At 64.3% G+C, this 19,273-nt stretch carries 20 protein-coding genes; 14 read left to right on the forward strand and 6 right to left on the reverse strand.

All coding sequences use genetic code 11. The annotated features are described in order from the left end of the window. Nucleotides 1-21: 21 nt before the first annotated feature. Nucleotides 22-984 carry a pentapeptide repeat-containing protein gene (locus ACQY7X_RS18460; RefSeq protein ID WP_428246882.1) on the forward strand — a complete coding sequence of 321 codons (963 nt, stop codon included), beginning with the start codon at nt 22-24 and terminating at the stop codon, nt 982-984. Nucleotides 985-1,006: 22 nt separating this feature from the next. On the opposite strand, the gene ACQY7X_RS18465 is transcribed toward ACQY7X_RS18460, so the two are convergent. From ACQY7X_RS18465 to ACQY7X_RS18475, 3 genes are all read right to left on the reverse strand, one after another. Continuing rightward, entirely contained in the window at nt 1,007-1,219 is a 213-nt protein-coding gene (locus ACQY7X_RS18465; RefSeq protein ID WP_428246883.1) for a hypothetical protein, read from the reverse strand. Between the two features lie 84 nt (nt 1,220-1,303). Continuing rightward, nucleotides 1,304-1,813, reverse strand: coding sequence for a hypothetical protein (locus ACQY7X_RS18470; RefSeq protein WP_428246884.1), 510 nt, complete (start codon nt 1,811-1,813; stop codon nt 1,304-1,306). A 181-nt stretch (nt 1,814-1,994) separates the two neighbouring features. Beyond that, nucleotides 1,995-4,034, reverse strand: a complete 2,040-nt coding sequence (locus ACQY7X_RS18475; protein ID WP_428246885.1) for a PhoX family protein — start codon at nt 4,032-4,034, stop codon at nt 1,995-1,997. Between the two features lie 270 nt (nt 4,035-4,304). Between ACQY7X_RS18475 and ACQY7X_RS18480 the strand changes: the two genes are divergently transcribed. Beyond that, a complete protein-coding gene (locus ACQY7X_RS18480; RefSeq protein ID WP_428246886.1) occupies nt 4,305-6,209 on the forward strand; it encodes a methyl-accepting chemotaxis protein in 1,905 nt (634 codons plus the stop codon). A 95-nt stretch (nt 6,210-6,304) separates the two neighbouring features. On the opposite strand, the gene xth is transcribed toward ACQY7X_RS18480, so the two are convergent. From xth to erpA, 3 genes are read right to left on the reverse strand one after another with little or no spacing between them, the layout of a single operon-like run. Next, the gene (gene xth / locus ACQY7X_RS18485; RefSeq protein WP_428246887.1) at nt 6,305-7,072 is read right to left on the reverse strand and encodes an exodeoxyribonuclease III; all 768 of its coding nucleotides are present in this window, start codon (nt 7,070-7,072) and stop codon (nt 6,305-6,307) included. A gap of 12 nt (nt 7,073-7,084) precedes the next feature. After that, nucleotides 7,085-7,651: a cysteine hydrolase family protein gene (locus ACQY7X_RS18490; protein WP_428246888.1), complete on the reverse strand. Its 567-nt coding sequence runs from the start codon at nt 7,649-7,651 to the stop codon at nt 7,085-7,087. 7 nt (nt 7,652-7,658) lie between these two features. After that, complete coding sequence (erpA, locus tag ACQY7X_RS18495) at nt 7,659-8,048, reverse strand: iron-sulfur cluster insertion protein ErpA (RefSeq protein WP_428246889.1); 390 nt, start codon at nt 8,046-8,048, stop codon at nt 7,659-7,661. Between the two features lie 171 nt (nt 8,049-8,219). Here erpA and argS point away from each other — a divergent pair, with 171 nt between their 5' ends. The 12 genes from argS to surE all read left to right on the forward strand — a co-directional run bounded on the left by argS (nt 8,220) and on the right by surE (nt 19,260). Next, nucleotides 8,220-9,971 carry an arginine--tRNA ligase gene (gene argS / locus ACQY7X_RS18500; protein WP_428246890.1) on the forward strand — a complete coding sequence of 584 codons (1,752 nt, stop codon included), beginning with the start codon at nt 8,220-8,222 and terminating at the stop codon, nt 9,969-9,971. A gap of 3 nt (nt 9,972-9,974) precedes the next feature. Then, the gene (locus ACQY7X_RS18505; protein ID WP_428246891.1) at nt 9,975-10,829 is read left to right on the forward strand and encodes an SPOR domain-containing protein; all 855 of its coding nucleotides are present in this window, start codon (nt 9,975-9,977) and stop codon (nt 10,827-10,829) included. Beyond that, the gene (gene nagZ / locus ACQY7X_RS18510) at nt 10,816-11,817 is read left to right on the forward strand and encodes a beta-N-acetylhexosaminidase (RefSeq protein WP_428246892.1); all 1,002 of its coding nucleotides are present in this window, start codon (nt 10,816-10,818) and stop codon (nt 11,815-11,817) included. The genes ACQY7X_RS18505 and nagZ overlap by 14 nt, the downstream gene beginning before the upstream one ends. Nucleotides 11,818-11,827: 10 nt before the next feature. Continuing rightward, the gene (locus ACQY7X_RS18515) at nt 11,828-12,520 is read left to right on the forward strand and encodes a site-2 protease family protein (RefSeq protein WP_428246893.1); all 693 of its coding nucleotides are present in this window, start codon (nt 11,828-11,830) and stop codon (nt 12,518-12,520) included. Nucleotides 12,521-12,572: 52 nt separating this feature from the next. After that, nucleotides 12,573-13,442, forward strand: coding sequence for a segregation and condensation protein A (locus ACQY7X_RS18520; protein WP_428246894.1), 870 nt, complete (start codon nt 12,573-12,575; stop codon nt 13,440-13,442). Between the two features lie 3 nt (nt 13,443-13,445). After that, on the forward strand, nt 13,446-14,384 hold the full coding sequence (scpB, locus tag ACQY7X_RS18525; protein ID WP_428246895.1) for an SMC-Scp complex subunit ScpB: 939 nt from the start codon (nt 13,446-13,448) through the stop codon (nt 14,382-14,384). Continuing rightward, nucleotides 14,377-15,414, forward strand: coding sequence for an ABC transporter ATP-binding protein (locus ACQY7X_RS18530; RefSeq protein ID WP_428246896.1), 1,038 nt, complete (start codon nt 14,377-14,379; stop codon nt 15,412-15,414). The genes scpB and ACQY7X_RS18530 overlap by 8 nt, the downstream gene beginning before the upstream one ends. A gap of 103 nt (nt 15,415-15,517) precedes the next feature. After that, complete coding sequence (locus ACQY7X_RS18535) at nt 15,518-15,772, forward strand: twin-arginine translocase TatA/TatE family subunit (protein ID WP_428246897.1); 255 nt, start codon at nt 15,518-15,520, stop codon at nt 15,770-15,772. A gap of 73 nt (nt 15,773-15,845) precedes the next feature. Beyond that, nucleotides 15,846-16,340, forward strand: a complete 495-nt coding sequence (gene tatB / locus ACQY7X_RS18540; RefSeq protein WP_428246898.1) for a Sec-independent protein translocase protein TatB — start codon at nt 15,846-15,848, stop codon at nt 16,338-16,340. Continuing rightward, complete coding sequence (tatC, locus tag ACQY7X_RS18545; RefSeq protein ID WP_428246899.1) at nt 16,337-17,206, forward strand: twin-arginine translocase subunit TatC; 870 nt, start codon at nt 16,337-16,339, stop codon at nt 17,204-17,206. The genes tatB and tatC overlap by 4 nt, the downstream gene beginning before the upstream one ends. 15 nt (nt 17,207-17,221) lie before the next feature. Then, on the forward strand, nt 17,222-18,505 hold the full coding sequence (serS, locus tag ACQY7X_RS18550; protein ID WP_428246900.1) for a serine--tRNA ligase: 1,284 nt from the start codon (nt 17,222-17,224) through the stop codon (nt 18,503-18,505). Continuing rightward, entirely contained in the window at nt 18,505-19,260 is a 756-nt protein-coding gene (gene surE / locus ACQY7X_RS18555; RefSeq protein WP_428250075.1) for a 5'/3'-nucleotidase SurE, read from the forward strand. Before serS ends, surE begins: the two co-directional genes overlap by 1 nt. Nucleotides 19,261-19,273: the final 13 nt, after the last annotated feature.

Here is a 19,273-nt window from a genome sequence, read left to right on the forward strand (position 1 = left end):
TGATGGACCCAGGAGGGCCCGATGACCGAGAGTGCCGCTGCCCATGCCGAATTTTTCGACCAGATACGCCAGCACGGCGTATTTCTGGCCAATAAGAATGCGAAGATTCCGCGCGGCAAGCAGCTCACCTTAAGCGGCTCTGATCTCACCGGCATCAAGCTGGCCGGCACCAATCTGCAACGCACCATCTTCCAGGGCTGCCGCTTCTATTGCGCCGATCTGCGCGATGTCGATTTCAGCCAGGCGGTGCTGTCGGGCTGCGATTTCTCCGGCGCGGACCTGACCAATGCGCGCATGATCTGGGCCAACCTGCGCGGTGCCGATCTCTCCCGCGCCATCCTCAAGGGCACGCGGTTCGAGAATGCCGATATGCGGCCGCTTACCGAGCCGCCAACCATGCCGCATGGCAAGGGCGGCACGGTGATGCTGAATGAGAGCAACCTGCACAATACCAACCTGAGCCAGGCCAAGCTGCTCGGCGCTTCTTTTGTCGGCGCCATTCTCGATGGTGCGATCCTGGAGAATGCCGATCTTGAAGGCGCGGATTTCTCCTATGCCACGCTGAACGCCGTGCAGCTCAAGGGCGCCAAACTGCGCGATGCGAATTTCCGCCTCGCCGATCTGTCGCCGGATATGTTCAAGCAGCTCAAGGGCTCCGATGCCCGCGTGCCGGAGCCTGTGGCGCAGCATATCCTGGACGAGACCGTGCGCCAGCATATGCGCTGGGTGGATACCGAGGGGGCCTCGGGCCGCCGCGCCGTGATGGTCGGCTGGTACATGGCCGGCGCGCATCTGGCCCAGGTGAACCTGAGCGGCGCCGATTTGCGCCAATGCAATCTGGCTAATGCCAACCTGCATGGCGCCAAGCTGATCTGCTCCGATCTGCGCGATTCAAACCTGATGTATGCCAATTTCACCGACGCCGATCTGCGCGGCTCGGCGATCGAAGGCGCGCGCGGCATCCCGAACACGCTCAAGACCTGAAACTAGAGAGTAGGCTGGAAGCCTAGCGCCTGCCGTTCGCGGCGGGCCGGCTGCTGGATTGCGCGTTCAGGCCGCGTACGGCCTTGAGGATGCGGCGCCACAGCAGGTGGCCGACAAAATTGCCGCTGGAGAACATCTCGTCCACCCGGGCTGCGGCGTGAACTTCGGCGTGGCGCGCGCCATGGTCTGCGATCAGGTCGCGGGCGGCTCGCCAGATATCGGCATCGCTGGTCATGGCGGCATCCTGCCGGCAAAGGTTAAGCGAAGCGTAAACGCTTATGGTGAACAGGCGTTAAGCCTGTTTCGGCAGGCGGCCCGATTATTCGACCGGGTCCTGGGTCTTGTCCACGGCAATGCGCAGGCTGTCGAGCAGTTCCTTCTCCAGCCGGCCGCCGACCCCGGTGATGCCGCGCGCCAGCACCACATAAAGCGAGTCGATGTGGATCGAGATGACCTCGAACTGGCGGTCGTTCGGCAGCGCCATCTTGCCCATGAAGTCATGCAGCGACTTGGCCAGATGGGTCAGCAGGGGGAAACCGAAGGTGCCGCCCATGCCCTTCACGTCGAAGGCCAGGTCGGTGATGTTGTTCAGGATAAAGATGCGCTGGAATTCGTCGGTCTCGGCTTCGGCCGCCAGGCGGCGCATTTCGCGCAGTTTGCCCAGCACTTCATTGGAGAACTCATCCTTGCTCTCCATGATGGTGGCTTCGATCTTGGAGCGGACCTCGTCGGTGAGGTTCAGCTCAAGCCCGGTCTTGTAATTGACCGCACGCTGCTTGAGGCCCTGGGGAGCCTTGATGAAGCGGGCGCGTTCCTTTCTGGTCGCCATGTCCGTCGAATCGATAACTTCTATGTTAAATGCCACCCGAGGTTATATCGGGGCGGCCGGGCAATGAACAGGGCCAGTTTTGGGGCTAAAATCAGCCGCTTACGGACCATCTGGGCAAAAAAAGGCCCCCGGCAGGATATCCGGGGGCCTCTGGCGGCGGAGACGGGTGAAGGGGTGGGGATCAACTACCCAGAACGCCGCCATCAAGTTTGGTGATCACAATGACCGACGGCCGGGGCGGCATGTCGTCGCGGAAATCCGGCCAGCGGGTGGCCGGATCCTCGAAGCTGGAGACCTTGCCGTTCTTGGTGAAGCTCTCGGCGCCATCGGCGGCCGGGTGCTGCACCGAGACGAACAGGCTCTTGTCGTCGGGGGTGAAGTAGGGGCCGCAGATCTCGGCGCCGACCGGGTTGCGGTAGAACATCTTCGACTTGCCACGGTTCGGGCCTTCGGTTTCCACCGCCCAGATGCCATCGGCGGTGCCGCTGGCCTTCTGCCAGGCTTCACCCTGGTCGGTGCCGACCCAGAAGCGGCCCTGGCTGTCGAAGGCGGCATTGTCGGGGCAGGCGAACCAGCCGTTGACGCTGGTTTCCGGGCCATAGGAGCCGGCCACCGCCGGGTTCAGCGGATCGCCGCCCTTGAGCAGCAGGTTCCAGGTGAAGCGCAGGGCGGCATGGTCGCCATTGGATTCCAGCATCTCGACGATTTGGCCCCATTCGTTGCTGGCACGCGGGTTGCTGCCATCGATCTGGTCGGTCTTGCGGCGATTGTTGTTGGTCAGGATGGCATAGACCTTGCCGCTCACCGGATTGACTTCCACTTCCTCCGGCCGGTCCATCTTGGTGGCACCCAGCAGGTCAGCGGCACGGCGGGTCTCGATCAGCACATCGGCCTGGGACTGGAAGCCGTTGGCGGCGGTCAGCGGGCCCTGGCCAAACACCACGGGCAGCCACTCGCCGCTGCCATCGGCATTGTAGCGCGCCACATACAGCGTGCCGCTATCCAGCAGATTCATGTTGGCGGCGCGGTCACTGGCGTTGAAGCGGCCAGCGGTGACGAACTTGTAGACATACTCGAAGCGTTCGTCGTCGCCGCAATAGACCGCCACGCGGCCATCCCGGTTCACCACCGGCGTGGCGCCTTCATGCTTCACGCGGCCCAGTGCCGTGCGCTTCTTCGGCACCGAGCGCGGATCGTAGGGATCGACCTCGACGATCCAGCCATAGCGGTTCGGCTCGTTCGGCTCCTTGTTTACATCGAAGCGGTCGTGGAACTTGCCCCAGGCATACCAGTTGTCCGGCACGCCGAAACGCTTGTGATTGCGCGCTTCCGGGTTGGCCTCGTCCAGCTTGCCCCAGAAATAGCCGTGGATGTTTTCCTCGCCCGAGAGCACGGTGCCCCAGGGCGTGACGCCGCCGGCGCAATTGTTGAACGTGCCGATGGCGCGGCGGCCCGAGGCATCCGCCTTGGTTTTCATGCGGGCATGGCCTGCGGCCGGGCCGGTGATCTCGAACGGGGTTTCTAGCGCATCGAGGCGGCGGTTATGGCGGCTGCCGCTCACCACCGACCATTTGCCTTCCGGCGTCTTCTGGATTTCCACCACGCTCATGCCATGCGCCGCCATCTCGATGGCGATCAGCTCTGGCGTCATGTCCTTGAAGTTCACTTCCTTCATTTCCTGGCGACCGAGGCCCGGGAACATCAGTTCTTCGTTGGTATATTCGTGGTTCACCACCAGCAGGCCGCGGTTCGGATTGCCGCTGCCCAGCGGCAGCGGCATATAGGCGACATAGTCGTTGTTGTAGCCGAACTGCTTCTGCTGCGCCCTGGCGGTCTGGTTGCGCGGATCGAAGGCCGGCGCATCGGCGGTCACCGGGTCGCCCCAGCGGATCAGCACATCGACAGTGTAGCCGGCGGCCACATGATGGGTGCGGTCAACGCCATGCTTCACTTCGGCGAAGGCGAAGCTGTGGCGGGCCGGTGTTTTGCTCTGGGCTTCCGCCGCATCGGGCAGCAGGGTGGCGGCGGGCAGGGCGGCCAGGGCCGTGGTGGCGGCCAGGCCCTTCAGCAGGTCGCGGCGGCCATAACGGCGCCCGGCGATCTCGGCGAATACATCGGTCGGGGCGGTGTTGATGCCGATATCCTGCGAGGCTTCGTAGGCCTGGGCGCGGGTCTGGCCAACTTGAAGAATATGCGGCTTGGAAGGCGAATCAGTGGTCATGTCGGGGGCTGGTCCAGAGGGGGCATAGGCGAGACGTTGCGCGGGTAAGTGGCTGGATAGCCTGGGCGCAATACAACCCGATGAAGATTCGATGTCCGATCTGTGACGCATGACGCGACGGACTTCGACTAAGGTCGCAGAAGCCTGCTGCCGCTGCTCTTTAAAGGACGTTCCCTGATCGCTTCGGCATGACTAGAATTAGCAAAAAATAACACCCCGGCACCGGGTCTTCGATCCCGCCAGCCAAGGGTGATTTTCCTGGGAGGAAATATGCGGGCGATTTCAGGTTTGCCGTCGGGTTTGCGTGCCGGAGTACCTATTCTGGTGATGGTGGTACTGGCGGCCATGGCGGCCTACACGCTGGGGCAGACAATGGGGCTGGGGGCCCTGTTGGGTATTGTCCTGCTGGCCTTGCTGGGGCTGGTTTTTGTGCTCGGCAGTGCCGGCGATGGCGGTTTCAGCGAGGCGCTGCAGCGCTGGCCTGGCCTGCCGGCCAACGCCCGTCCCACGGCCCATTTCGGCAATTTCGAGCGGCTTGATACGCTATGGGGCGACATGCAGGCCGAGCGCGACGGGCTGCGGCTGCGGGTGACTGAACTGGAACAGGCGGCGGCCGAACAGGCCCGCGCCGGCCAGGCTTCGGTAACGGCGGTGGCCGAGCTTTGCGGCGCCATCGCCGAGGGCGTGCTGCATCGCCGCGTCACCACAGCCGACAACCAGGAACTGGCGCAGAGCTTCAACCACATGGCGGAGACGCTGGATGAAGTGGTCGGCGAATTGAAGCAGCTTTTCGCCCGCATGGCGGAAGGCGACCTCTCTCATGGCATGGACTACACCCAGGGCGGCGATTTCGGCGCCATGCGGGATGGTGCCGAGCAGGCGATCCACCGCCTGAGCGAAGTGGTCGGCACCATTCTTCAGGCGGCGAACGAGATTTCCGCCTCAACCGTGCAGCTCAACCGCGAGGCCACCGGCCTGGCGCAGAAGGCCGAGGCGCAGTCTGACTCCCTGAGCCAGGTGACCAGCGATACCCAGAGCCTGAACGAGGCGGCGCATGCCAACGAGGCCGCCGCCAAGCGGGCCAACCAGCAGGCGGTGCAGACCCGCAATGCGGCCGAGAACGGCGTCAAGGTGGTGAACCGCTCGATCGAGGCGATGAACGAGATGGCGGAAATGTCGCAGCGCATTTCCGAGATCACCTCGCTGATCAACGAGATCGCCTTCCAGACCAACCTGCTGGCACTGAACGCTTCCGTGGAAGCTGCTCGTGCCGGCGAGGCCGGCAAGGGTTTTGCCGTCGTGGCGCAGGAAGTGCGGGCGCTGGCCGGTCGCTCGGCCAATGCGTCGAAGGATATCGGCGCCATCATCAAGCAGTCGAATGACAAGGTGCGCTCCGGCGTCGAGCTGGTGTCGGAAACCGGCACTGTGCTGCAACAGATCGTCGGCGCCATCGACAGCATGGGGCAGCAGCTTATCGATATCGAGACGGCTTCCAGCGAGCAGGTGGACCGCGTGCGCGGCGTTGCCGGCGCCATCCGTGGCCTGGATCAGGGCACCAAGGAATACCTGGCGGTGGTGCAGCGCACGTCGTCATCGATCCAGGTGATCGACAAGCAGGTGGCGGCCCTGGCGGAACAGACCGCTTTCGTCACCACCGCCGCCGATCTGCCCTTCGTGCGCGCCGCAAGGCAGGGCGCGCAGCAGATCACGGAAATCTTCGAGCGCGGCATCGCCAGCGGCGAAATCCGCCTGGAGGAACTGTTCGACGAGAATTATGTGCCGATCCAGGGCAGCAACCCACAGCAGCATATGGCACGCTTCGTCAAATTCACCGATGCCTATCTGCCGAAAATCCAGGAACCGATCCTCTCGGCCAATAGCGGCATCGCCTTCTGCGCCGCCATCGACCGCAACGGCTTCCTGCCGACCCATAACCTGAAATACAGCCAGCCCCAGGGCGGCGATCCGGTGTGGAATGCCGCCAACAGCCGCAACCGCCGCATCTTCGGCGATCCAGTCGGCCTCGCCTGCGGCCGCAACACCAAGCCCTATCTGCTGCAATGCTACCGCCGCGACATGGGCGGCGGCATGCTGCTGCTGATGAAGGACGTGTCGGCACCGATCAACGTGCAGGGCCGCCACTGGGGCGGCTTCCGCATCGGGTTTAAGGTTTAAAAAAAGCAACGCGTGGATGCTCCGCCTTCGCGGAGCATGACGTTTTTTGTTTTCGTCATGCCCTGCGCAGGCAGGGCATCCACGAGTTCATTCTTTTATTCAATCTCCACCCAGACCGGCACATGGTCCGAGGCTTTTTCCTGGCCACGCGGCTGGCGGTCGATCTCGCAGGCCTTGAGCCGGTCGGCGAGATGCGGGCTGAGCAGGAAATGATCGATGCGCAGGCCATGGTTCTTGAACCAGGCGCCGGCCTGATAATCCCAGAAGGAATAATCCTGCACATGCGGGTGCAGCGCGCGCCAGGCTTCGGTGAGGCCGAGATTGAGCAGCGCGCGGAAACGCTGGCGGGTATCGATGAAACAGAGGGCGTCTTCCTGCCAGCCGGCCGGATCATACACATCAGCATCGGTGGGGCAGACATTGTAGTCACCAGCCAGCAGGAACGGCACGTCGCGCGCCAGCAGCGTGGCGGCATGGGCTTCCAGCCGCCGCATCCAGGCCAGCTTGTAGTCATACTTCTCGCCGGGGCGAGGATTGCCGTTCGGCAGGTAGAGACCGCCGAGCGTCATGCCGCCGATATCGGCCTCGATATAGCGGGCCTGCTCATCGGCATCATCGCCGGGCAGGCGGAAGCGCACGGCATCGACGGGCAGCTTCGAGAGCAGGGCGACGCCGTTATAGCTTTTCTGGCCATGCGGGATCGCCTTGTAGCCCAGCGCCTCGAATTCCAGCATCGGGAAATCGGCGTCGACGCATTTGATTTCCTGCAACAGAGCCACATCGGGCTGGGCGCGTTTCAGCCATTCCAGCACATTGGGCAGGCGGGCCTTCACCGAATTGACGTTCCAGGTGGCGATCTTCATGCGGGACTCAAATTATGAAGCGGGCAGGGCGGCCAGAATCGCCGCCGTGTCGCGGATGCTACAATATTCGCCGGCCATATTCGCCAGTGACATGGCATGGACTTCGTCCGCGCGGCGCAGCCGGCCGGCAAAGTCCCGCCGGGCGAAGCAGAAGCAGGCATCCTGCACCAGCGTGGTGTCGAAGCCGAGATTGCCGGCCATGCGCACGGTGCTTTCCACCGAATTGTTGGTCACCACGCCGGCCACCACCAGGGCGGTAATGCCGTTTTGGCGCAGATGGGCTTCCAGGCCGGTGCCGATGAAGGCGCTGTTGACCTGTTTGGCGATCACGGTCTCGCCGGGCAGCGGCAGAGCTTCCGGCTTGAAATCGTTGCCCGGCTGTCCGGGCCGATAGGCGGAATGAGCCAGCACGCTGTCATGCTTCACATGGATCACCGGCCAGCCGCGTCCGCGCCAGGCGGTGAGCAGGGCGGCGATATTGGCTTCGGCTTGGGGATTGTTTCGCGGGCCGTCGGCTGCGTGATAGGGCGCGTCGATGGCCTGCTGCAAGTCGATGATCAGCAGCGCCGGCGCTGTCACGCCAGGGTCAGACGGCGAAGGAATTGCCGCAGCCGCAGCTCGACGTCGCCAGCGGGTTGCGGATCTGGAAGCCGGCGCCGGAAAGGTCTTCCACGAAGTCGATTTCCGAGCCGCGCATGTAATCGGCGGAAATCTGGTCCAGCACCAGGGTGGCGCCGTCGCGCTCGATCAGCAGGTCGTCGCCGGTCACGGCATCATCCAGGGTGAAGCCATACTGGAAGCCGGAACAGCCGCCGCCGGAAACCGCCACGCGCAGCTTAAGGGCCGGGTTGCCCTCGGATTCCACAATGGCGCGGATACGCCGGGCGGCATTGGCCGAAAGGGTCACGGGCAGCGCCCCTGGCATGGCCGCCTGGGTGGCGGTTCCGCCTGCGAGTTCCTGCACTTGCGCGTTCATCGGCCTATTCATCTCCGGTTTACCAAGGCTTTACCCTTGCAAGTCCAGTATTTAGGGAGTTTGGCGCGGATGTCAATTTGCGCCGTCCCGGGCAGGGGCCGGCGTTGCCACGCCCGGCCCTGGTCTATAGTGTCCGCCTCCGCGATTCGTAACGCTTGAGCACTGGAATAAATGAACGTTTTTGCCGATTTCCGCCGCGCCGTCCTGGATGCCGTGCAGCAGCTTGCCGCCCAGCAGGTGCTGCCTGAGGGGCTGCCGTTGCAGGCGGTCACCGTGGAGCCGCCGCGCGACCCCAGCCATGGCGACCTGGCCACTAATGCCGCCATGGTGCTGGCCAAGCCGGCCAAGCTGAACCCGCGCGCCCTGGCCGAGAAGCTGCAGCCGCTGCTTAGCCGCCTGCCTGCGGTCACCGCCGTGGAGATCGCCGGCCCCGGCTTCATCAACCTGCGCCTCGATCCAAGCCATTGGCAGGCCCAGGCCGCCGTGATCCTCAAGGCCGGCACCGCCTATGGCGACAGCCAGTTGGGCCGGAACGAGCCGGTGAATGTGGAATATGTCTCGGCCAACCCGACCGGCCCGATGCATGTTGGCCATTGCCGTGGCGCCGTGTTCGGCGACGCGCTGGCCGCGCTGCTGGAAAAGGCCGGCTACGCTGTTTGCCGCGAATACTACATCAACGATGCCGGCGCCCAGGTGGATGTGCTGGCGCGTTCCGCCCATCTGCGCTACCGCGAGGCGCTGGGCGAGAGCATCGAAATCCCGGAAGGGCTCTATCCCGGCGACTACCTCAAGCCGGTCGGTGCCGCGCTGGTGAAACAGTATGGCGACAGGTTCCGCGACGCGCCCGAGGCAGACTGGCTGCAAACATTCCGCCTGGCTGCCACCGACGCCATGATGGACATGATCCGCGAAGACCTGGCGGCGCTGAATATCCGCCATGCGGCCTTCACCTCCGAGCGCAAGCTACATGAGGATGGCCTGGTGCAGCAGGCTTTCGACCGCCTGCAGCAGCGCGGCCTGATCTATACCGGCGTGCTGGAGCCGCCCAAGGGCAAGCTGCCCGAGGATTGGGAAGCACGGCCGCAGGCACTCTTCAAGGCCACCGAATTCGGCGACGATATCGACCGCCCGCTGAAGAAGTCGGATGGTTCCTGGACCTATTTCGGCGCCGACATCGCCTATCACGACGACAAGTACCGCCGTGGCTTCAAGCAGATGATCGACGTCTGGGGCGCCGACCATGGCGGCTATGTCAAGCGCATGAAGGCCGCCGTGAAGGCGATGTCCATGGGCGAGGGCGAACTGGATATCAAGCTGGTGCAGATGGTCAATCTGCTCGATGACGGCCAGCCGGTGCGCATGAGCAAGCGGGCCGGCACGTTCGTTACGCTGCGCGACGTGGTGGATGAAGTGGGCAAGGACGTTGTCCGCTTCATCATGCTGACGCGCAAGAACGACGCCCAGCTCGATTTCGATTTCAAGAAGGTGACCGAGCAGTCCAAGGACAATCCGGTCTTTTATGTGCAATACGCCCATGCCCGCATCTGCTCGGTGCTGCGCAATGCGCGCAATGACGTGCCGTCGATTGCCACCGATGATGCGGCGCTTAGTAATGCCGACATGACGCGGCTGGGCCATGAGGCCGAACTCGCGCTGCTGAAACTGCTGGCGAACTGGCCGCGCCTGGTGGAAAGCGCGGCGGAAGCGCATGAGCCGCACCGCATCGCCTTCTTCCTGCAGGAAGTGGCGGCGGCCTTCCATGGCCTGTGGAATGTCGGCCGTGACGATGTGACGGCACGTTTCTTGATTGCGGAAGACCTGGAACTGACCCGCGCCCGCCTGGCGCTGATCCGCGCGGTGGCGATCATTATCGCCTCCGGCCTTGCGGTGATGGGCGTCACGCCGGTTGAGGAGATGAGGTAGAGCATGAGCGATCTGCGCACCGACCGGGGCTCGCGCCCGGTACCCAATGCCCCCGCCGCTGCGGCGGGTGGTCCCGGCAGCGCCAAGCGCATGATCACCGCCGGCATCGCGCTCGGCGCGGTTGCGGCTTTCGGTGTCGGCATCTGGTTCGCCTATGACCAGGGCGTGAAGCGCGGCGCATCGGGTGCGCCGCCGCTGGTGCGCGCCGACCAGTCGCCCTCCAAGGTGGCGCCGGAAAATCCCGGCGGCATGCAGGTGCCGAACCAGGACAAGCAGATCTACGAGCGGCTGGGCAACAGCACCGGAAACGCGCAGCAGCAGGCTGAAAAGCTGCTGCCGCCGCCGGAACGCCCCACCGCCAACGCGCCCACCGTTACCCCGGCGCCCGCCGGCAGCGCGCCCGCTGGCGCCAGCGTTACCGTGCCGACCCGCCCGGCCGCTACCGCCGTGCCGAACCAGGCACCGCCCAACCAGACAAATGCACCGACTGCGCCCACGGCGCCGCGTACCGCTGCAACGCCAACCACTCCTGCGCCAGCCCAGCAGCAGCCGGCGGCCCGTCCGGCTGCTACACCGACAGCTCCTGCTACCGCACCGGCAGCCGGCGGCGGTTCGGCCCGCGTGCAGCTTGCGTCGCTGCCGGAACAGGCCCAGGCGCAATCCACCTGGGCTGCCTTGCAGAAGAAATTCCCCGGTGAACTCGGCAGCCTTTCGGCCAGCTACGAGCGCGTTGATATTCCGGGCAAGGGTGTGTTCTTCCGCGTGCAGGCCGGCCCGCTGCGCGACCGCGCCGCCGCGCAGGCCCTGTGCGAAAAGCTCTCGGCGCAGAAGCAGGGGTGCATCGTTGTCGCCCGCTGATCTCATGCGCTACGCGCCTGTCGTCGTCAGTTGCGCCGGCACCGCGCTCACCGCTGATGAACAGGCATTGTTCGCAAAGCATAAGCCGTATGGCTTCATCGTGTTTGCGCGCAACATCGACAATCCGGCCCAGCTCCGCAGCTTGGTTGAAAGTTTCCGCGCCGCTGTCGGCAACCCGGAAGCGCCGGTGCTGATCGATCAGGAAGGCGGCCGCGTGGCGCGCCTGAAGCCGCCGCATTGGCCGGTGTTTCCGCCCGCCGCCCAGTTCGGCAAGCAATTCGCCAGCGATCCGCAGGGCGCCCGTGAAGCGGCCTATCAGAATTCCCGCGCCATCGGTGCTGAACTGCATGCGCTCGGTATCGATGTGGATTGTGCGCCCGTTGCCGATCTGCCGGTGGCAGGCGCCCATGATGTGATCGGCGACCGTGCTTACGGTTTCACGCCGGATGTGGTGGCGGCCCTGGCCGAGGCGGCCATGCGTGGCCTGCTCGATGCCGGCGTGCTGCCGGTGGTGAAGCATATCCCCGGTCATGGCCGGGCGCGTTCCGACAGCCACCTGGAATTGCCGGTGGTGGAAGCCGACCGCGCCACCCTGGAACAGAGCGATTTCCAGCCCTTCCTGGCGCTGAAACAGGCGCCCTGGGCGATGACCGCGCATATCGTCTACACCGCGTATGACAAAGCGCTGCCGGCGACAATTTCGCCAACCGTGATCCGCGATGTGATCCGGGGCCATATCGGCTTCGATGGCGTGCTGATCTCCGACGACCTGACCATGAAGGCGCTGTCTGGCAGCCTGGCCGAACTGGCCAAGGCCTCGCTCAAGGCCGGCTGTGATCTGGTGCTGCATTGCTCGGGCAAGTATGACGAGATGGCCGGCCTGTTCCCGGCCTTGCCGGCGATGAGCCAGGACGCCGCCCGCCGCATCCAGCAGGCTGCCGCGCAAAAGCGTACCCCCGAGGCTTTACCCCGGGCGGCCAGCGCCTAAGATTCCGGGCATGGAGTCCATCGAAAGTTTTCTGATCCAGGCATCGGCCTGGATCCTGCCGGCATTGTTCGCCATCACCCTGCATGAAGCTGCCCATGGCTGGGCGGCCTGGAAGCTCGGTGACGATACCGCCCTGCGGCTTGGCCGGGTCAGCTTCAATCCGCTGCGCCATATCGATCCGGTCGGCACCGTGCTGGTGCCGGGCGCGCTGCTGCTGTTCAAGGCGCCGTTCCTGTTCGGCTGGGCCAAGCCGGTGCCGGTGGATTTCTGGCGCCTGCCCAATCCGCGCCGTGACATGGCCCTGGTGGCTATTGCCGGACCAGGGGTGAACCTGGCCCAGGCCTATGTCGCCGCGCTGCTGTTTCACCTGATTCCGTACTTTGGCATCACGGTTGGTGGCTGGCTTGCCATGAACCTGGAAAATGCCATTTTTATCAATCTGATATTGTTTGTATTTAACATGATGCCTTTGCCGCCGCTGGATGGCGGGAGAGTGGCGGTGGGCTTGCTGCCGCTGCCCTTGGCCCGGCTGCTCGCCCGGGTCGAACCCTATGGCATGGTCATTCTACTTATTTTCCTGCTGGCTCTGCCGCTTGCAGCCCGCACTTTAGGCTATGAGTTCAATCCACTGGCAGAGATGCTGTGGCCTTTGATTGGCAGTTTGCAGGATATCCTGCTTGTTTTGGCGGGCCACAGCGGCTAGAGCAATCCATCCCGTCCGGGCGGCGCCCGGAATCAGAGATTCGCGAGCTTCAGTGACCGAGACCGAGACCGCTTCCACCCCCGCCGAAAGTTTCGAGGCGCCGACCCGGGATGGCCTGGCCGAGCCGGTATCCCTGGCGCAGCAGCTTGTGCTGGAGCTGGACGGGTTCGAGGGGCCGCTGGACGTCCTGCTGACCCTGGCGCGCGAGCAGAAGGTCGATCTCCGCCGCATCTCGATCCTGCAGCTGGCCGAGCAGTATCTCGTCTTCGTGGCCGAGGCGCGCAAGAGCCGCCTGGAGCTGGCCGCCGACTATCTGGTGATGGCCGCCTGGCTGGCCTACCTTAAGTCACGCCTGCTGCTGCCGGAAAAGGACAAGCCGGGCGAGCCGAGCGGCGAGGAACTGGCCGAGCGGCTGCAATTGCAGCTGCGCAAGCTGGAAGCCATGCGCCAGGTTTCCGAACAGCTCATGGGCCGCGACCAGGTCGGCCTTTCTATGTTCCTGCGCGGCATGCCGGAAGGCGTGCGGGTAATCCGCAAGTCGATCTTCACCGCGTCGCTGTTCGATCTGCTCAAGGCCTATGGCGAATTCCGCTCCAGCCGGGGCAGCACCGAGGCGCTGACCATGCGCATGGCGCGGCGCCAGGTGGTGTCGGTGGAAGAAGCCCTGACCCGGCTGCGCAACATGATCGGCGCCATTCCAGACTGGGCGACCCTGCAGGCTTTCCTGCCGCCCGATCTTTCCGATCCCTTCACCGTGCGCTCGGCCCTGGCCTCCACCTTCAATGCCAGCCTCGAAATGGCCAAGCAGGGCCTGATCGAGTTGCGCCAGGTGCAAAGCTTCGGCCCGATCTACATTCGCCGCCAGACCGGCGTGGTTCAGGATAATGGCCCGGAGCCTGCTCCGGCGCAGCAGGAAGAGTAAGCGATGCAGTCCGATCAGCAGGAAGAAACCCAGGTTCCGCAGGACGAGAATCCGGGCCGCGACATGGCCGAGGCTTTCGAGGAAGACACCGCGCCGGAAACGGCAGAGGAGTCTGAAGCCGCTGAGTCCGCGGAAGCTGAGTCAGAAGAAATTGAAGGCGACGCCGAGGCCGAACCGAGCGATGCCGAGGCCGAGTTCGCACAGCAGATGCGCATGGTGGAAGCGCTGCTGTTCGCCGCCGCCGAGCCGCTGGATGAAGCGAGCTTGCGCAAGCGGCTGCCGAAGAATGCCCGCATCAAGGCGATCCTGTCGGCGCTGGAAGACCAGTACCGCCAGCGCGGCGTGATCCTGAAGCAGCTTGCCGGGCGCTGGGCCTTCACCACGGCGCCGGACCTCAAGCATATGCTGGAGCATCACCGCGAGGTGACGCGCAAGCTGTCGCGTGCTGCCACCGAAACGCTCTCGATCGTCGCCTATCACCAGCCGGTGACCCGCGCCGAGATCGAGGATATTCGTGGTGTCGGTCTTTCCAAGGGCACACTGGACGTGCTGATAGAGGCCGGCTGGGTCAAGATCAGCGGTCGTCGCCGCGTGCCGGGCCGCCCGGTCACCTATGCCACCACCGATGAATTCCTGGTCCATTTCGCGCTCGACAGCATCGACAGCCTGCCGGGCCTGGAAGAACTGCGTGCCTCCGGCCTGCTGGAAACCATCCCGGCCAGCGGTGGCCTGCCGATGCCGGGCGAAGCCATTGACGACAGCCCGGTCGATCCGCTGGGCGAGGACGATGATGGCCGCGAATTCCTTGAGCCGCTGATGCCGGATCCGGCGGATGCCGAGAAGGTTGCCGAAGAACAGGCCACCGGGGAACAGGCCGCAGCAGAGCCAGAGTCCGCCGAAGCTGACGCCAACACGGCGGAAGACCCGCAGCGGAATGCCTGATCTCACACTGCGCGATGTCAGCCACCGCTATGGCGACCGGCTTGCGGTCGACCGTGTGGCGCTGACCATCGCGGCGGGTGAGATTTTCTGCCTGCTGGGGCCTTCGGGCTGTGGCAAATCCACCACCTTGCGGATCGCGGCAGGGCTTGAGGATTTGCAGCAGGGTGAAGTCTGTATCAATGGCCAACGCGTAGCAGGAACGGGCCTGAACCTGCCGACCGAAGCCCGCCATGTCGGCATGGTGTTCCAGGATCATGCACTATTCCCGCATCTCAGCGTCGCCAACAATATCGCTTTCGGACTGTCGCATCTCAGCACATCTGAACGCCGCAAGCGCGCCGAACTCTGGGCCGGACGCGTGGGCCTGAGCGGCCATCTCGATGTATTTCCGCACCGGCTTTCCGGCGGCGAGCAGCAGCGCGTCGCCTTGGCCCGTGCGCTGGCCCCTGAACCGGCGGTGATGCTGCTGGACGAACCGTTTTCCAGCCTGGACAACCGGCTGCGCGACCAGATCCGCGACGATACCGTGGCGATCCTGAAACAGGCCGGCACGCCGACCTTGCTGGTGACCCATGATCCCGAGGAAGCCATGCGCATGGCCGATCGTATCGGCATCATGCAGGCCGGCCGGCTGGTGCAGGTGGATAGCCCGGTCGGCATCTACGGCCAGCCGACTTCGCTGTTTGCCGCGCGGTTCCTCTCGGAAACCAATGAAATCCGGGGGCGGGTGCGTTCCGGTCTGCTGGAGACGCCGCTTGGTTCCCTTTCGGCGTCACATCTGGCCGATGGTACCGAGGCCCTGCTGCTGTTCCGGCCCGAGGCCCTGGCGGTCGAGGGCGCCGCCGGCCTGGATTGCGAGGTGGTGCGTGCCCGCTCGCTGGGGCCTTACCGGCGGGTGGAGCTGCGGCTTGCCGGGGCAGGGGAGACGCTGCTGGTTGCACGCCTGGCGCCGGGTCCGCTGCCCGAAGCCGGCAGCCGCCTGCGCCTGGCCCTTGATTTGGCGGCTTGCCATATCTTTCCAAGCAGTTAGAGCGGCCCCTGTGAATTGCCTTGGCGGGGTATTATCTGCCATAGTGCGAGGCGACATGGAAACGGCCTCGGAAATCGCCGATTAGGCCGCTTCAGGGAGAAAGATGATGGGTTCGTTCAGCATTTGGCATTGGCTGCTGGTTCTGGTGGTCATTCTCATCCTGTTCGGCGCTGGCAAGCTGCCGAAGGTGGCCGGTGACCTGGCCTCGGGGATCAAGAATTTCCGCAAGGGCATGAAGGAAGAGCCGGAAGAAGCCAAGGATCCGGCGAAGGATGCCGGTGTGATCCAGCAGCAGGCGCCGGCTACCGGCACCACCAGCACTGCCGGCGCTACCAGCGAGAAGACGGCGCAGCACTGAGCCGTTGATGGTCTAACTGGCCGGCGCGCCTGGAATACAGGCGCCCGGCCTCGTCATTAAAAAGGCGTCGGCGATGTTCGACATTGCCTGGTCCGAGCTTGGGGTTATCGCGGTGGTCGCGCTGGTCGTGATTGGCCCGAAGGACCTGCCGAAGGTGTTGCGCACGGTGGGCCAATGGACCGCCAAGGCGCGCTCGATGGCGCGCGAATTCCAGTCTGGTGTGGACGACATGGTGCGCGAGTCCGAACTGGACGAACTGCGCAAGTCGGCCAAACAGGTCACCGATTTCTCGCTTGAAAACGAGATCAAGAAGACCGTCGATCCCGATGGCAGTCTGGAAAAGACCCTGACCGCCGAGGCATTGCCCTCCTATAACGACCTCGTTTCCCCCGATGGCACCCTGCCGGCCGCCGCGCCGACCGATGCCGTGAGCCTGGCCGAAGCCGATGCTGCCAAGGCGGCACAGGCTGCTGCCGCTGCGGCTGCTGCGCTGGCGCCGACCCCGGAAGCTGTGGCACCAGAAACTCAGGCCCCGGTCGTCCCGGCCAAGGAAGAACCCAAGCCGTGAGCGAGACCAAAACGCCAGAGGATGAAGTAGAAGCCTCCCGCATGCCGCTGCTCGATCATCTGGTCGAACTGCGCAACCGGCTGATGTGGTCGATTGGCGCCATCTTCATTGCTTTTGCCGGCTGCTATTATTTCGCGCCGCAGATCTATGCCCTGCTGATGCATCCGCTGATCGAGGCGATGGGCAGCACTGAAGGCCGGCGCATGATCTTCACCGCGCCGCAGGAAGCCTTCTTCACCTATGTGAAGCTCGGCTTCTGGGCGGCGGCCGTGGTCGCTTTCCCGGTGATCGCGGCGCAGGTCTGGATGTTCGTGGCGCCGGGCCTCTACAAGCATGAGAAGAAGGCCTTCCTGCCGTTCCTGGTGGCGACACCAGTGCTGTTCGGTATCGGCGGCACCTTCGTCTACTGGTTCATCATGCCGCTGGCGCTGAAATTCTTCATCGGCTTCGAAGGCCATGGCGGCGATGGCGTCATCCCGATCCAGCTTGAAACCAAGGTCAGCGAATATCTCTCGCTGGTGATGACCTTGATCTTCGCTTTCGGTCTGGCCTTCCAGTTGCCGGTGCTGCTGACGCTGCTGGGCCGCGTCGGCCTGCTGACAGCGGCGGGCCTGGCCTCGAAGCGGCGCTACGCCATCGTCATCATGTTCATCTTCGCCGCCATTGTCACGCCGCCGGATATCATCAGCCAGATCGGCCTCGCCGTGCCGCTGATCCTGCTCTATGAAATATCGATCTGGATGGTGAAGTGGATCGAGTACGACCGCGCCAAGCGCGAGGCTGCGGAAAAGGCTGCCGAGGAAGCCGCCGACAAGCCGAAGCCAGTAGAGACAGGCGAGGGCGGAGCCAATCCGCCGGCGCCATAAGTTCGGGTTAAAACCATGCATGACATAAAAGCCATCCGCGACAATCCGGCCGGCTTCGATGCGGCCATTGCGCGCCGTGGCCTTGGCGCCATGGCTGAGGGTCTTGTCGCGTTGGACGCAAAGCGCCGCGCCGCCCAGGCCGAATTCGATACCACTCAGGCCCGCCGCAACGCGCTCTCGAAGGAAATCGGTGCCGCCAAGGCGAAGAAGGACGAGGCGCGTGCATCTGAACTGATGGCCGAAGTGGCGGCGCTGAAGGATGCGCTGGCCAGGCATGAAGCAGATCAGGCGGCTTTCGAGGCCGAACTGAAAGACGCATTGAGCCGCATCCCGAACCTGCCGGCTGACGACGTGCCGCCGGGCAAGGACGAGAGCGAAAACCAGGAACTGCGCCGCGTCGGCGCGCAGAAGAATTTCAGCTTCAAGCCGAAGGAGCATTTCGATCTCGGCGAGGGCTTCGGCCTGATGGATTTCAATGCCGGCACCAAGCTGGCCGGCGCCCGTTTCACGGTGATGCGTGGCCAGCTTGCCCGGCTGTCCCGTGCGCTGGGCCAGTTCATGCTGGACCTGCATACGACCGAGTTCGGCTACAGCGAAACCATCGTGCCGCTGCTGGTGAATGACGATACCGCCTATGGCACCGGGCAATTGCCCAAGTTCGGCGACGATCTGTTCCGCACCACCGCTGGCTATTGGCTGATCCCGACGGCGGAAGTGCCGCTGACCAACCTGGCCCGCGACACCATCATCGATGAGAGCCAGCTGCCCTGGCGGCTGACGGCGCTCACGCCCTGCTTCCGTTCCGAAGCCGGTGCGGCGGGGCGCGACACGCGCGGCATGATTCGTCAGCACCAGTTCGAGAAGGTGGAACTGGTCAGCATCACCCGGCCGGAGGATTCCGCAGCCGAGCATGACCGCATGACCGGGGCCGCGGAAGAAGTGCTGAAGCGCCTGGAACTGCCGTTCCGCACCATGCTGCTCTGCGCCGGCGACATGGGCAGCGGCGCCCGCAAGACCTTCGATATCGAAGTCTGGTTGCCGGGGCAGGATCGCTACCGCGAGATTTCCTCCTGCTCCAATTGCGGCGACTGGCAGGCGCGGCGCATGAATGCACGCTGCCGCGCGCCGGGCGAGAAGCAGACCCGCTTCGTGCATACGCTGAACGGCTCCGGCCTGGCGGTTGGCCGCACGCTGATCGCGGTGCTGGAGAATTACCAGGAGGCCGATGGCTCGGTGAACATTCCCGCCGCCCTGCAGCCCTATATGGGCGGCCTCAAAAAGATCGAAAAGGCAGCGTGATGCGCATCCTGGTCACCAATGACGACGGCATCCATGCCCCCGGCCTGAAAGTGGCCGAGGCCATCGCCAAGAAGCTGTCGAAGGACATCACCATCGTGGCGCCGGATTACGAGCAGTCCGGTGCCTCTCATTCACTGACGCTGACCCAGCCGCTGCGCCTGCGCAAGCTGAACGCGCGCAAATTCGCCGTGCGCGGCACGCCGACCGACTGCGTGATGATGGCGGTGCATGAGATCATGAAAGGCAAGCGGCCGGACCTGATCATCTCCGGCGTCAATCGCGGCTCCAATCTCGGCGAGGACGTGACCTATTCCGGCACCGTTGCCGCCGCCATGGAAGGCACTTTGCTCGGCATCCCCAGCGTTGCGCTGAGCCAGAAGATCAATCCCGGCCATCCGGTGAAATGGGCCACCGGCGAGCAGCATGCCCCGGGCCTGATCCGCAAGCTGCTCAAGACCGGCTGGCCGCATGGCGTGCTGATCAACGTGAATTTCCCCGATGTGGTGGCCGATGCGGTTGCCGGTGTGCAGGTGGTGATGCAGGGCCAGCGCGATCTTTCCGATCTTATGCTGGATTGCCGCGTCGATGCCCGCGATGTGCCGTATTACTGGATCGGCTTCCGCCGCGAGAATGGCAAGCCGAAGCGCGGTACCGATCTGCGCAGTATCGACGAAGGCTATATCGCGGTGACGCCGCTGCAGCTCAACCTGACCCATGGCGCGAGCCTGAAGGCGCTCCGCGCCGCGCTCGGCTGACGCCGTGTCGGAA

The sequence above is a fragment of the Ferrovibrio sp. genome, assembly GCF_965278975.1.
In the GTDB taxonomy this organism is placed as follows: Bacteria; Pseudomonadota; Alphaproteobacteria; order Ferrovibrionales; family Ferrovibrionaceae; genus Ferrovibrio.